General features: G+C 67.6%; 11 protein-coding genes and 3 pseudogenes. 4 read left to right on the top strand and 10 right to left on the bottom strand.

The features are described 5' to 3' along the window. Positions 1-19: 19 nt before the first annotated feature. Positions 20-625 (top strand): class I SAM-dependent methyltransferase, encoded by a 606-nt coding sequence (locus tag K883_RS13255; protein ID WP_020821667.1) that lies wholly within the window; start codon positions 20-22, stop codon positions 623-625. A gap of 71 nt (positions 626-696) precedes the next feature. Here K883_RS13255 and K883_RS13250 read toward each other — a convergent pair whose 3' ends face one another. Further along, the gene (locus K883_RS13250; protein ID WP_020821666.1) at positions 697-2,841 is read right to left on the bottom strand and encodes a 3-hydroxyacyl-CoA dehydrogenase NAD-binding domain-containing protein; all 2,145 of its coding nucleotides are present in this window, start codon (positions 2,839-2,841) and stop codon (positions 697-699) included. Positions 2,842-2,845: 4 nt separating this feature from the next. Then, positions 2,846-4,057, bottom strand: coding sequence for an acetyl-CoA C-acetyltransferase (locus tag K883_RS13245; protein WP_020821665.1), 1,212 nt, complete (start codon positions 4,055-4,057; stop codon positions 2,846-2,848). Between the two features lie 244 nt (positions 4,058-4,301). Between K883_RS13245 and K883_RS13240 the strand changes: the two are divergent. Beyond that, positions 4,302-5,493, top strand: a pseudogene (locus tag K883_RS13240) (pyridoxal phosphate-dependent aminotransferase); the annotation flags it as partial. On the opposite strand, the gene K883_RS13235 reads toward K883_RS13240, so the two are convergent. The 3 genes from K883_RS13235 to K883_RS13225 are packed head-to-tail and all read right to left on the bottom strand — an operon-like array spanning position 5,489 to position 7,587. Further along, positions 5,489-5,938, bottom strand: a complete 450-nt coding sequence (locus tag K883_RS13235; RefSeq protein WP_007168662.1) for an SRPBCC family protein — start codon at positions 5,936-5,938, stop codon at positions 5,489-5,491. The pseudogene K883_RS13240 and the gene K883_RS13235 sit on opposite strands and share 5 nt — an antisense overlap. 56 nt (positions 5,939-5,994) lie before the next feature. Beyond that, the gene (locus K883_RS13230) at positions 5,995-6,450 is read right to left on the bottom strand and encodes an SRPBCC family protein (RefSeq protein WP_007168661.1); all 456 of its coding nucleotides are present in this window, start codon (positions 6,448-6,450) and stop codon (positions 5,995-5,997) included. A 57-nt stretch (positions 6,451-6,507) separates the two neighbouring features. Continuing rightward, positions 6,508-7,587, bottom strand: coding sequence for a CaiB/BaiF CoA transferase family protein (locus K883_RS13225; RefSeq protein WP_007168660.1), 1,080 nt, complete (start codon positions 7,585-7,587; stop codon positions 6,508-6,510). 55 nt (positions 7,588-7,642) lie between these two features. Here K883_RS13225 and K883_RS28555 point away from each other — a divergent pair. Continuing rightward, positions 7,643-8,531 (top strand): annotated as a pseudogene (locus K883_RS28555) (IS5 family transposase). Here the strand turns inward: K883_RS28555 and K883_RS26775 are convergent. Both K883_RS26775 and K883_RS13205 read right to left on the bottom strand, forming a co-directional pair. Further along, a pseudogene (locus tag K883_RS26775) lies at positions 8,514-9,504 on the bottom strand (IS481 family transposase). The pseudogenes K883_RS28555 and K883_RS26775 overlap by 18 nt on opposite strands. A gap of 131 nt (positions 9,505-9,635) precedes the next feature. Next, positions 9,636-10,079, bottom strand: coding sequence for an SRPBCC family protein (locus K883_RS13205; protein WP_007168659.1), 444 nt, complete (start codon positions 10,077-10,079; stop codon positions 9,636-9,638). Positions 10,080-10,143: 64 nt separating this feature from the next. Between K883_RS13205 and K883_RS13200 the strand changes: the two genes are divergently transcribed. Further along, positions 10,144-11,829, top strand: a complete 1,686-nt coding sequence (locus K883_RS13200; protein WP_036454662.1) for an alpha-keto acid decarboxylase family protein — start codon at positions 10,144-10,146, stop codon at positions 11,827-11,829. Here the strand turns inward: K883_RS13200 and K883_RS26770 are convergent. The 3 genes from K883_RS26770 to K883_RS13190 are packed head-to-tail and all read right to left on the bottom strand — an operon-like array spanning position 11,826 to position 13,196. Further along, complete coding sequence (locus K883_RS26770; RefSeq protein WP_007168657.1) at positions 11,826-12,029, bottom strand: (2Fe-2S)-binding protein; 204 nt, start codon at positions 12,027-12,029, stop codon at positions 11,826-11,828. The two genes, K883_RS13200 and K883_RS26770, sit on opposite strands and share 4 nt — an antisense overlap. Positions 12,030-12,040: 11 nt before the next feature. Beyond that, entirely contained in the window at positions 12,041-12,667 is a 627-nt protein-coding gene (locus K883_RS13195; protein WP_086426963.1) for a fatty-acid--CoA ligase, read from the bottom strand. Positions 12,668-12,677: 10 nt separating this feature from the next. Then, positions 12,678-13,196: a twin-arginine translocation pathway signal gene (locus tag K883_RS13190; protein WP_231504874.1), complete on the bottom strand. Its 519-nt coding sequence runs from the start codon at positions 13,194-13,196 to the stop codon at positions 12,678-12,680. Between the last annotated feature and the right edge of the window lie 7 nt (positions 13,197-13,203).

Here is a 13,203-nt window from a genome sequence, read left to right as displayed (position 1 = left end):
GCGCGGCATAGGGTGAGCTATGGCTTCCAAACAGATGCTGTTTCGGATCTTCTACCGCATCGGTTTTACCCCGTGGGACGGCCATCCGCTCGCCCAGAGCGTGCGAGACCTCGTCGAGGGGACGGCCGACGCCGCCGCGCTTCCCGCCGGGTCCGCCCTCGAACTCGGATGCGGTACCGGTGACTGCTCGATCTATCTCGCCCAACACGGCTGGCGCGTCACCGCGGTGGATTTCGTGGCCAAACCCCTGGAGCGAGCGCGGGCCAAGGCCGCCAAGGCCGGCGCGTCCGTCGACTTCGTCCAGGCCGACGTCACCCAGCTGAGCCAGGCCGGAATCGGCGCGAACTTCGAGCTGATCGTCGACAACGCCTGCCTGCACAACATGAGCGACGCCGATCGCGACGCCTACGTCCGCGAGGTCAGCGCCGTGGCAGCCCCGCATGCCCGGCTGCTGATCATCGCGTTCGTGCCCGGCGGCCGCGTCGGGGTGCGCGGCATCGACCACGCCGAGATGGAACGGCGCTTCACTCCCCACTGGACTTTGCTGTCCGCGGGCGCGGAACGCGAACTGGACCACGCCGAAAAGACCCCGGCTCGGTACTACCTGTTCCAGCGGCGCACCTGACCGGCGAGCAGACGCAGAATCGCACGCGCAATCCCCGCGCAGTGCGATTCCGCGTCTGCTCGCGGCAGGACTTAACTCAGTGACTTCGGCGGCAGGAACCGCTCGCCGTACTTGGCCGCCAGTTCCTTGGCGCGGGCCACGAACGCGTCCTTGCCCGTGCCGCCGGCACCGGAGTAACCGACGATGAACTGCGCGCTACCACCGGTGTACGGCGGGAAGCCGATGCCCATGATCGAGCCGATGTTGGCGTCGGCGGTCGAGGTCAGCACGCCCTCGTCCAGACACTTCTGCGTCTCGAGCGCCTCGGCGAACAGCATGCGATCGATCATGTCCTGCAACGGAATCTCCGCGCTGCCCGACTTGAACGTCTCGGCCAGGCCGGGCCACAGCCGGGTCCGCTTGCCGTCCACGTACTCGTAGAAGCCGGCACCCTTCAAGCGGCTGGGCCGTCCGATCTCGATCATCTTCTCCACGACGGCCTCGGCCGGGTGCGGCTCGTAGGTGCCGCCCGCGTCCTCGACGCCCTTGCGGGTGGCCGCGGCGATCTTGTGCATCAGCTCCAGGTTGAGCTCGTCGGACAGCTGCAGCGGCGGCGCCGGGTAGCCGGCCTGCGAACCGGCGTGCTCGATGCTGGCCGGGGCCACGCCCTCGCCGAGCATCGCCAGCGCCTCGTTCACGAACGTGCCGATCACGCGGCTGGTGAAAAACCCGCGGCTGTCGTTGACCACGATCGGCGTCTTGCCGATCGCCAGCGTGTAGTCGAACACCCGGGCCAGGGCCTCGTCGGAAGTCTTCTCGCCCTTGATGATTTCCACCAGCGGCATCTTGTCGACCGGCGAGAAGAAGTGGATTCCGATGAAGTCCTCCTGCCGCTTGACGCCGGTCGCCAGACCGGTGATCGGCAGGGTGGAGGTGTTCGACCCGAGCAGCGCGTTGGGTTCGACGATGTCCTCGATCTCCTGGAACACCTTGTGCTTGAGTTCCTGGTTCTCGAAGACCGCCTCGATCACGAAGTCGACGCCCGCCAGCTCGGCGGGGTCGGCAGTCGGCGTGATGCGGTCCAGCAGCGCCTTGCTCTTCTCCTCGGTGGTCTTGCCACGCTGAAGTGCCTTGGCCTCAAGCTTTTCCGAGTAACCCTTGCCCTTCTGGGCGGCCTCGATGTCGACGTCCTTGAGCACCACGTCGAAGCCGGCCTTGGCCGACACGTAGGCGATGCCGGCGCCCATCATGCCCGCGCCCAGCACACCGATCTTGTTGATCTTGACCGGCTCGATGCCGTCGGGGCGCGAACCGCCGCCGTTGATGTGCTGCAGGTCGAAGAAGAACGCCTGGATCATGTTCTTGGCGACCTGGCCGGTGACCAGCTGGGTGAAGTAACGGCTTTCGATGCGGCTGGCCGTGTCGAAGTCCACCTGCGCGCCCTCGACGGCCGCGTCCAGGATGGCCCGCGGCGCCGGCATCGGGGCGCCCTTCAGTTGCTTCTTCAGCAGCGCCGGGAACGACGGCAGGATGCCCGCCAGCGCGGGGCTGGACGGGGTGCCGCCGGGCATCTTGTAACCCTTTTTGTCCCAAGGCTGTTCGTGCGAATCGGGGTTGGCCTTGATCCACGCCTTGGCGGCGGACACCAGTTCGTCGACCGAGCCGACGAGCTCGTCGACCAGGCCGATCTCCTTGGCTTTCGCCGGCTTGAAGCGGGTGCCCTGGCTCAACACCTCCATGAATGCCTTCTGGATGCCGAACATCCGCACGGTGCGGGTCACCCCGCCGCCGCCCGGCAGCAGGCCCAGCGTCACCTCGGGCAGACCGACGACGAGGCCCTTGACGTCCGCGGCGATGCGGTGATGGCAGGCCAGCGCGATCTCCAGGCCCCCGCCCAGCGCGGCGCCGTTGATGGCGGCCACCACCGGCTTGCCCAGGGTCTCCAGGGTCCGCAGGTCGCGCTTGATGTCCTCGACCTCGGTGAAGACGTCGCCGGCGTTCTCCGGTCCGGCGTTGATCATGCTCTTCAGATCGCCGCCGGCGAAGAACGTCTTCTTCGCGCTGGTGATCACCACGCCGGTGACCGAATCCTTCTCCGCGACAAGGCGTTCGACCGCCTTGTGCATCGACTCCTTGTAGTGCTCGTTCATCACGTTCGCCGACCCGGTGGGGTCGTCGAGCGTCAGCGTGACGATGCCGTCGGCATCCTTGTCCCACGCAATGGTGTTCTCTGCCATGGTCTTAAACCCTCTCGATGATGGTGGCGACACCCATGCCGCCGCCGATGCACAGCGTGATCAGCGCGCGACGCGCGTTGCGGCGCTCGAGCTCGTCGACCATGGTGCCGGTGATCATGGCGCCGGTGGCGCCCAGCGGGTGGCCCATCGCGATGGCGCCACCGTTGACGTTCAGCTTCTCGTCGGGGATGTTGAGGTCCTTCTGGAACTTCAGCACCACCGAGGCGAACGCCTCGTTCAGTTCGAACAGGTCGATGTCGTCCACGGTTAGCCCCGCGCGGTCGAGGACCTTGCGGGTGGCCGGGGTCGGGCCGGTCAGCATGATCACCGGGTCGGAACCACTGGTCGCGGTGGCGACGATGCGGGCGCGCGGGGTCAGGCCCTGCGACGTGCCCGCCTTCTCCGAGCCGACCAGCACCAGCGCGGCGCCGTCGACGATGCCCGAGCTGTTACCGCCGGTGTGCACGTGGTTGATCTTTTCGACCCAGTGGTACTTCTGCAGCGCCACGTCGTCGAAGCCGCCCATCTCGCCGATGCCGTCGAACGCGGTCTTCAGCTTGGCCAGGCCCTCCATCGTGGTGTCGGGCCGCATGTGCTCGTCGTGGTCGAGGATGACCAGACCGTTCTGGTCGCGCACCGGCACGACCGACTTGGCGAAGTAGCCGCCCGACCAGGCCTCGGCCGCCTTCTGCTGGGAGCGCAGCGCGTACGCGTCGACGTCCTCGCGGGAGAAGCCCTCGATGGTGGCGATCAGGTCGGCGCCGATGCCCTGCGGCACGAAGCCGATCTGGTAGTTGGTCTCGGGGTCCAGCGCCCAGGCGCCGCCGTCGGAGCCCATCGGGACGCGGCTCATCGACTCGACACCGCCGGCCAGCACCAGGTCGTCCCAGCCGGAGCGCACCTTCTGCGCGGCGGTGTTGACGGCCTCCAGGCCCGAGGCGCAGAACCGGTTGAGCTGCACGCCGCCCGTGGTCTCGGGCAGCCCGGCGGCCAGCACCGCGGTGCGGGCGATGTCGCCGCCCTGGTCACCGACCGGGGACACGCAGCCGAGGATCATGTCGCTGATCAGGCTCTCGTCCAGGTCGGGGTTGCGCCGGCGCAGCTCTTCGACCAGCCCGACCACCAGGTTCAGCGGCTTGACCTCGTTCAGCGAGCCATTTCGTTGCTTGCCCCGCGGCGTGCGGATGGCCTCATAGATGAAGGCTTCTTCGGACATGTCGAGTTCCTCTTCACGAGTGGGTTTCGGATCCGTATTAAAGGTAGGTCCAGATACCGCACCCTAACAAAGTGCCCGGCCAACCTGTTGGTTGGGCCGATCGCCGCTGGTCATCAGTGCCGGGCGCCTCCCGCGCCGAGCTGGGGGTACCGCCGCCTGCCGGGGACACGCCAGCGTGGCGCCGGCGTGCGAGCGCCACACTGGCGTGACGCTCGAGGGCCCGCGCCCCCTAAGCTCGACCAGCATGACGGTGTCGCGGCTGCGTCCGTACGCGACCACGGTGTTCGCCGAGATGTCGGCGCTGGCCGCGCGGGTCGGTGCGGTCAACCTCGGGCAGGGCTTCCCCGACGAGGACGGGCCCGCGGCCATGTTGAAGGCCGCCCAAGACGCCATCGCCGAGGGACACAATCAGTACCCGCCCGGCATCGGCGTGCCGTCGCTGCGAACCGCCATCGCCGCCCAGCGGCAGCGGCGGTTCGGGATCGAGTACGACCCCGACACCGAGGTGCTGGTGACCGTCGGGGCGACCGAGGCCATCGCGTCCGCGGTGCTGGGCCTGGTCGAGCCCGGCTCGGAGGTGCTCCTGATCGAGCCGTTCTACGACTCCTACTCGCCGGTGTTGGCGATGGCCGGCGCGCACCGGGTGGCGGTGCCCCTGGTGCCCCATGGCCGCGGGTTCGCCCTGGACGCCGACGCCCTGCGCCGCGCGGTGACGCCACGCACCCGCGCGCTGATCGTCAACTCGCCGCACAACCCGACCGGCACCGTGCTCAGCCCGGCCGAGCTCACCGCCATCGCGGAGGTCGCGATCGCCGCCGACCTGTTGGTGATCACCGACGAGGTCTACGAGCACCTGGTGTTCGACGAACACCGACACCTTCCGCTGGCCGGCCTCGACGGCATGGCCGAGCGCACGATCACCATCTCCAGCGCGGCCAAGATGTTCAACTGCACCGGCTGGAAGATCGGATGGGCTTGCGGGCCAGCGGAACTCATTGCCGGGGTGCGTGCGGCAAAGCAATACCTGAGCTACGTCGGCGGCGCGCCGTTCCAGCCGGCGGTGGCCCTCGCGCTCGACACCGAGGACGCGTGGGTGGCCGGGCTGCGCGACTCGTTGCGGGCCCGTCGCGACCGGCTGGCCGCCGGGCTGTCCGACATCGGCTTCGAGGTGCACGACAGCGCCGGCACCTACTTCCTGTGCGCCGACCCGCGGCCCCTCGGCTACGACGACAGCACCGCGTTCTGCGCGGCCCTGCCGGAGAAGGCGGGCGTCGCCGCGATCCCCCTGTCGCCGTTCTGCGATCCGGCGGCCGAGCACGCCTCGGCGCAAGCCAAGGTGTGGAATCACTTGGTGCGCTTCACCTTCTGCAAACGCGAGGATACCCTTGACGAGGCGATCAGGAGGCTGGCCGTCCTGCGCTGACCGGCCGCCTACCCGCCCGAACCGAAGCCCTCGACCACGCGCCGACGCAGACCCTCCAGCGCGGCGTGCAGGATTTTCTTGCGGGCCCGGCTGACCCAGAACTCCGGCAGCGGCGCGAACGGTTCGACCGTGATGGCGAACCGCACCCTGGTCTTGTCGTAACCCTCCCTGGTCAGGGTGTACTCCCCGTGCTGGCCCCGTTGCTGGGCCGTCTTCTCGGCGTCCCACACCATCCAGTCCGGACCCCAGTGGTATTCGAGCAGTTCCGTGTCGTGGATGCCGGTGACCGAGATGGTGACCTTCACGTGGTACGGACGCCCGTCGGGGTGCTTGTCGATGACCTCGACCCGCTTGTGCACCGGCGACCACGACGGCACGGCGTCCATGTCGGCCAGCGCCTCCATGATCACTTCCGGAGGCGCGTCGATGACGATTTCCGACGACGCTTGAACGGCCACTGCTAATAAGCTAGCAACCGGTCAGGCGGTACCGAAGGCAAAATGCGAGCCGCCGGCTATTCCGGCTCGGTCGAACCGTTGACACGGTTTACCAATTCGCACAATCCCTTGACCGCCGAGTCGAGCACGCTCTCACTGGCACGCCGGACGATGAAGGCGGGCATCGGCCGGCCCGGTTCGACAGTGACGTCGAAACGCACCCGTGTCTTGTCGAGGCCCTCGGGTTTGAGGTTGTACTCGACATGCTGGCCGTGCTGCTGGGAAGTCCCTCTGGCGTCATAGACGACCCAATCGGGACCCCAGTGGTATTCCAGGATCTCCTTGTCGACGAGCCCCAGAATCTTGATGGTGGTCTTGACGTGGTGGGGCCGGCCGTCGGGATAGCGGTCGATCACTTCGATGTTCTTGTGCAGGGGCGACCACGCTGACAGCACGCCGACATCGGTGAGCGCCTCCATGACCACTTCCGGCGGCGCGTCGACGACAAATTCACGTGATGCTTTTACGGCCACTGAGCTCAACCTAGCAACCGCGGCCCCGCCCCGGAATGGTTCGGCGTAAAAGGTTTACTACCAACCGATTTCGGTGATGGGCGAGGTGGCCGCCGGCGGCCGCCCGACCGGCGCGGCCGGGGTCCGCGAGAAGCGTGGGCCGGGTGCGGCCTGGTCGACCCCGTGTGCGGTGACCACCGTGGACCGCGCCCTCAGGTGCTCGTCGGCCGCCGCCTCGGTCCACGTCAGTACCGGGGTGACGCACGCGTCGGTGCCGGCGAAGGTGGTCGTCCACTCGTCGCGGGTCCGGCTGGCGAACCGTTGCGCGAACACCTCGTACATCCGCGGGTAGGACGCGACGTCGAGCTGGCCGGGCACCTCCCCGGCCGACAGGCCGAGCCCGGTCAGCAACGCCGCGAAGAATTGCGGCTCGATGGCGCCGACGGCCATGTATTTGCCGTCGGCGGTCTCATAACAGCGGTAGAACGGGGCGCCGCCGTCGAGCAGGAACGATTCGCGCCGGTCGCGCAGCGCTCCCGTCGACTTCATGGTCCACATCATCTGGGCGAGCAGGCTGACGCCGTCGACCATCGCCGCGTCGATCACCTGCCCCGCGCCCGAGCGCTCCCGCTCGTAGAGCGCCGCCACGATGCCGAGGAGCACCAGCATCGACCCGCCGCCGAAGTCGGCGACCAAGTTCAGCGGCGGCATCGGGGGCCGGTCGGCATAGCCCAGCGCCGAGAGTGCGCCGGTCTGCGACAGGTAATTGATGTCGTGGCCCGCCGTCCGGGCCAGCGGTCCGTCCTGCCCCCAGCCGGTGATCCGCGCGAAGATCAGCCGCGGATTGACCGCCGCGCACTCGTCGGGGCCGATCCCGAGCCGCTCGCAGGTGCCGGGGCGGAAACAGTCCAGCAGCACGTCGGCTCGGGCCGCGAGCCCGAGCAGCGCCTGAGGCTGCGTCTTGACGTCCAGGTCGACGATCCGCTTCCCGCGGTGCAACAGGTCGCGGTCCTCGGGCGGCATCACCAAGCCGCCCGGGCGCCGCACCCGCACCACGTCGGCCCCGAGGTCGGCGAGCATCATCCCCGCGTGCGGCCCCGGTCCGATCCCGCCGAGCTCGATCACCTTCACCCCGGCCAGGGGCCCGCCGTCGCCCACCGCGACTAGGGCGTGTCTGACAAGTGTTTCAGGTGTTATGCCTGAGGCTTAGGTCATGTCGCGGTTTCGGTTGCTTTCTGATGCTCAGTGGTCATTGATCGAGGATTTGTTGCCTGTTCGGACGGGCAAGAAGGGCAGGCCTTTTCGGGATGCTCGCCAGATGGTGGAGGGGATCATCTACCGGTATCGGTGTGGGATCGCCTGGCGGGACGTGCCTGAGGTGTTCGGGCCCTGGCAGACGATCTGGACCTGGCATCGGCGCCTGAGTGAAGATGGCACGTGGGATGTGGTGTTGGCGCGGTTGCTGACTGCTGCCCAGGAGGCGGGGATCATCGACTGGGCGGTGGCGGTGGATTCCACGATCGCTCGCGCGCATCAGCACGCCACAAACGTCACTCGGCACACAGGGGGCTGGGTCGAATTACAAGAATCTCCGCGTCGAGCCGCTTGACCACGGTATTGGCCGTTCCCGCGGCGGCTGGACCAGCAAGATCCATCACCTCGTCGACGGCGCCGGGCGCCCGCTGGTGGTTCTGGTTTCGGCCGGGCAAGCCCACGACGGCCCCGTCTTTGAGCATTTGCTAGCGCATTTGAAGGTGGCCCCCGGTGGTGGCGGTTCGCCGCGGACGCGTCCCGAACGGGTTCGCGCCGATAAGGCATATTCAAGTCGATCCACCCGCGCCCAGTTACGTCGGCGCGGCATCGTTGCGGTGATCCCGGAGCCCTCAGACCAGATCGCTCACCGCAAACGACGGGGCTCGCGCGGCGGGCGGCCGCCGGCCTTCGACGCCCAGGACTACAAGGGCCGCAACGTCATTGAACGCAGCTTCAACGTCGTCAAGCAATGGCGCGGCCTGGCCACCCGCTATGACAAACTCGCCATCGTCTATCGCGCCGCAGCCGTGCTCAGAGCCATCACCATCTGGCTAGCTGTTCTGACCTGAGAGGTTAGGTACGCGGCTGGCGGGTGGTTGGCCGCCGAGTGCGGTGTGGCCGCGATGGTGATTGTAGGTGTGTAGCCAGATCGGGAACTCCTGACAGCGCTCGGCGTCGCTGGTGTAGAGCCGGGCATAGGCCCACTCGTCGGCGAGGGTGCGGTGGAATCTCTCCACTTTCCCGTTCGTCTGCGGCCGGTAGGGCCGGGTTCTGCGGTGTTCAACGGCACCTAGAGCATCGGCGAATGTGCGTGATCGGTAACAGGAACCATTGTCAGTCAACACCTTTCGCACAGTTATGCCATGATCGGCGAACCAGGCGTTAGCACGTAGCCAAAACCCTGCAGCGGTGTCTTGACGTTCATCGGTCAACAGCTCGCTGTAGGCCAGCCGTGAATGCCCGTCGAGGGCGGTATGCAAAAAGTGATGACCGTGCAGCGGGTGATATCGCTTGCTTTTGACCCCGCTGCTGGTGTCGTTGCGGGAGTTGCGATTGCCCGCGGTGCGGCCCAGTATCCGCCAGCCCCCGCCGGCGGGGATCTTGCCGAGTTTCTTGACATCGACATGCACCAGATCCCCACACCGCAATGACTCGATGCGACGGATTACCCGCCCGGTAGGGCGGTCCAACCAGCGTAGTTTAGCCAGCCCGTAACGGGTCAACACCCGATGCACCGTGGAGGGGTGCATGCCCAACAGATAAGCGATCCCGGTGTGGCCCCCACCTGCGCAGGACCCGAACCTTGATGATCCGTCGCTCGGTGCGGGTGGGGGTGCGTTGCGGGCTGTGATGCGGTCGCGAGCTGCGGTCGGCCATCCCAGCCGGCCCGAGCACACGGTAACGGCCGGCCCACCGGGCCGCCGTGGTCACTGAGACTTGAAACCGCTCGGCGGCGCGCCGCAGCGGCCAACCATCATCGACAACACAACGGGCCAATCGCAGACGGCCAGTTTCGGACAACGGGGCATTACGGTGGGACACGAAGACCTCCGAGGGTGAGCAGTGCGTTCCTAGACAGCTCGCACTTCACTCGGAGGTCTTCGTCATGTCACCACGCCACGCCGTCACCAACGTCCGTGGTCAGAACAGCTAGCCCACTTGTCAGACACGCCCTAGTTGCCCTTCTTGACCTTGAGCACCCGCTCGCGCAGCGCCTTGGTCGCCGAATCGATGGTCCCCTTCACGGCGCGTTTGAGGACGAAGCCGGGCAACGGCACGTTCGGGTCCGCGAGCAGCTCGAACTTGACCAGGGTCGCGTCTCCCTGCGGCACCAGGGTGTACTTCCCGTCCTGCGCCTTCTGCTGCGAGGAGCTCACCAGCTTCCAGCTGACCGAGTCCGCCGCCCAGGTGTAGGCCACCACCTGTTCGTCGGTGATCCCGGCGACCTTCACCTTCATCTTGACCTGTTCGGGCCGGCCGTCGGCCCCGGTCGAGAGGACCTCCGCACTCTGGTGGGGTTCGGACCATTCGGGCATCGCCTCGAAATCGGCGATGACGTCGAGAATCTCCTCCGGGCTGGCTTCGATGACGATGTCGCGGGATTCTTTGAGTGCCATAGCCCGCACGATACTGAAACGGCGTGGCCGCCGGAACGAATTCGACCGAGGTACCGTCGTGCTTGTGACTGACGCAGCGACCGGGCCCGTCTACACCGTCGGTGACTACCTGTTGGACCGCCTCGCCGAACTCGGCGTCACCGAAATCTTCGGCGTTCCCGGCGACTACAACCTGGAATTCCTCGACCACATCGTCGCGCACCCCGCCATCCGCTGGGTGGGCAACGCCAACGAGCTGAACGCCGGGTACGCCGCCGACGGGTACGGCCGGTTGCGCGGAATGGCTGCCGTCGTAACGACTTTCGGGGTCGGCGAGCTGTCGGCGGCAAACGCGATTGCGGGCAGTTACGCCGAGCAGGTGCCCGTCGTGCACATCGTCGGCGGGCCCTCCAAGGACGCGCAGGGCACCCGGCGCGCGCTGCACCACTCGCTGGGCGACGGAGACTTCGAGCACTTCTTCCGGGTCAGCCGCGAGATCACCTGTGCCCAAGCCAACCTCATGCCCGCGACGGCCCGCCGTGAGATCGACCGGGTGCTGTCCGAGGTGCGCGAGCAGAAGCGGCCCGGATACATCCTGTTGTCCACCGACGTGGCCCGCTTCCCCACCGAACCGCCGCGCGACCCACTGCCCCGCTACACCGGCGGCACCAGCCCGCGGGCCCTCTCGCTGTTCGTCGAGGCCGCCTCCCGGCTCATCGCCGACCACCAGCTGACCGTCCTGGCCGACCTGCTGGTGCACCGGCTGCAGGTGGTCAAAGAACTCGAGGCGCTGCTGGCGGCCGATGTCGTGCCCTACGCCACGCTGATGTGGGGTAAGAGCCTGCTCGACGAGAGCTCACCCAACTACCTGGGGATCTACGCGGGGTCGGCCAGTGCCCCGGCGGTGCGCACCGCGATCGAGGAGGCACCGGTGCTGGTGACCGCCGGCGTGGTGTTCACCGACATGGTCAGCGGCTTCTTCAGCCAGCGGATCGACCCGGCGCGCACCATCGACGTGGGGCAGTACCAGAGCAGCGTGGCGGGTGAGGTCTTCGCGCCGCTGGAGATGGGCGCCGCCCTGGAGGCGCTGGCCACCATCCTGACCCGGCGCGCGGTCACGTCACCGCCGGTGGCGTCGCCGCCCGCCGAGGCGCTGCCCCCGCCGCCGCCGCGCGACCAGCCGCTGACGCAGGAGATGTTGTGGGACCGCCTGTGCACGGCGCTCACCCCGGGCAACGTCGTCCTCGCCGACCAGGGCACGTCCTTCTACGGCATGGCCGACCACCGCCTGCCCCAGGGGGTGACCTTCATCGGCCAACCCCTCTGGGGCTCAATCGGTTACACGCTGCCCGCGGCGCTGGGCGCGGCGGTGGCGCACCCGGACCGCCGGACGGTGCTGCTGATCGGTGACGGTGCCGCGCAGCTGACCGTCCAAGAGCTGGGCAGCTTTTCGCGGGAGGGACTGTCCCCGGTCATCGTGGTGGTCAACAACGACGGCTACACCGTCGAACGGGCGATCCACGGCGAGACGGCCCCCTACAACGACATCGTGAACTGGAAGTGGACCGACATCCCCGGCGCGCTGGGCTTCACCGACCACCTGGCGTTCCGGGTGCGGACCTACGGCGAGCTCGATGACGCCCTGACCGCCGCGGCTCGGCACCGCGACAACATGGTGCTCGTCGAGGTGGTCTTGCCGCGGCTCGAAATCCCGCCGCTGCTCGTCGAACTCGTCCAGCCGATGTCGCCGGACGGCAGCGTTCGCCGCTAGCGCCCCGGCTGGGGTCCGGGGTGAGCGGTCGCGCCGTTCGGGTTCGACGACCGCAATATCGCCTGGACGGTTAGCCGGCACCGCCCGCAGTCGGCGCCCGCTCCACAGGCCCGGGCGACGTCCTTGGTCGTGCAGGCCCCGGCTTCGACCGCCTCGGTCACCGTTTGGCTGGTGACCCCGTTACACAGGCAGACGAACATGAGGTGGCCGCTCAGTCCGCCTCGATGCGCATCATGTTGGTGAATCGGCCGACGAATATCGGCGGGTAGGGCCCCACCCCGGCGCCCGACATCCATTCCGCCGCGGCATCGGGATGCTCGATCCATCGCCGGGCGCTGTCCTCGTCGGGCAACTCGGACATGATCAGCACCTCGTGCTCGTCGTCGAAGGCCTGGAAGATCCAGGTCTTGCGGATGCCGGCCGCGACGAATCGGTCCATGGCCGAGGCGACTTCGGCGGCCAGCGCCGACACGTCGTGGACGGAGGCGATGGTGGCGACCACGACGCCGGGCGCCTCGGTCGTTCCCGTGGACGCCGGGACGAACCTGTCGACGATCTCGCCGGCGAAGACGGCGGGGATGTCGTCGACGCCGGCCGCGTCGAACCAGTCGAAGAAGATCCGGGCGCGCAGCAACTCCACGATCGGCTCGCGGCTGTGGACGCCGATCATCACCAGCACGCGGCCGTAGTCATGCGTCGAGGTGTAGACCAGGACGTGGTGGGCGCCGATGTCGGCCAGCGCCGCCTTCCGGCGCTCGAGCAGCGGCCAGACCCGGCTGGGATCCGGAACGCGGTAGTCCGACGCGATCACCATCGAATGAATGTCGCCTGTGGTCAACGCGACGGCCCTATATGGGGTTGAACGACGAAATCAGCCATTTGCCATCAGCTTTCGTCAGCGTGACCGACACGCTGCTGTTGGTGAAGGTCGGCTCCGGTCGATCCTTGCTCTGCGTACTCTGGTTGACGAACAACAGCACCACGGCGGAATTGGGATGCAGATCCGACACCGCGGCCCGAAGGACCACCGCGGTGGTCTTCACCGCCTTCTGCTTGGCGGCCGGGGCGACGATCTGCTGGGTGAATTGGTCGTAGTAGGAGAGGAAGTCACCGGTCAAATGTGACTTCGCGGAAGAGAAGTCGCGGTCGAGGGTGTCGGGCGAATACGACAGCACCGCCACCGTCCCGTCACTGGCGGCCGAAATCGCCGACTTCGCGGCCGCCGCGTCGGTCGCGCGGTCCGGCCGGTAGGAGAACCAATACAGTCCGCCGAGCAAGGCGAGCGACGCGACCACGAGCAGCGCCAGCACCGCGGGGACGATTTTTCCCGACGAGCGCTTCCTCGCCCGCGCGGCGAACCGCTTCAGGCGACCC

The organism is Mycobacterium sp. TKK-01-0059, from assembly GCF_000709305.1.
Taxonomy (GTDB): domain Bacteria; phylum Actinomycetota; class Actinomycetes; order Mycobacteriales; family Mycobacteriaceae; genus Mycobacterium; species Mycobacterium intracellulare.
The sequence above is the reverse complement of the archived record's forward strand: the minus strand, read 5'-3'. Positions and strand labels throughout refer to the sequence as shown.

What these genes read in the sequence shown, in the direction of transcription:
- K883_RS13245 (WP_020821665.1), bottom strand. Translation starts at nt 4,057, where the DNA reads ATGTCCGAAGAAGCCTTCATCTATGAGGCCATCCGCACGCCGCGGGGC.
- K883_RS13255 (WP_020821667.1), top strand. Translation starts at nt 20, where the DNA reads ATGGCTTCCAAACAGATGCTGTTTCGGATCTTCTACCGCATCGGTTTT.
- K883_RS13250 (WP_020821666.1), bottom strand. Translation starts at nt 2,841, where the DNA reads ATGGCAGAGAACACCATTGCGTGGGACAAGGATGCCGACGGCATCGTC.
- K883_RS13205 (WP_007168659.1), bottom strand. Translation starts at nt 10,079, where the DNA reads ATGGCACTCAAAGAATCCCGCGACATCGTCATCGAAGCCAGCCCGGAG.
- K883_RS26770 (WP_007168657.1), bottom strand. Translation starts at nt 12,029, where the DNA reads ATGTTCGTCTGCCTGTGTAACGGGGTCACCAGCCAAACGGTGACCGAG.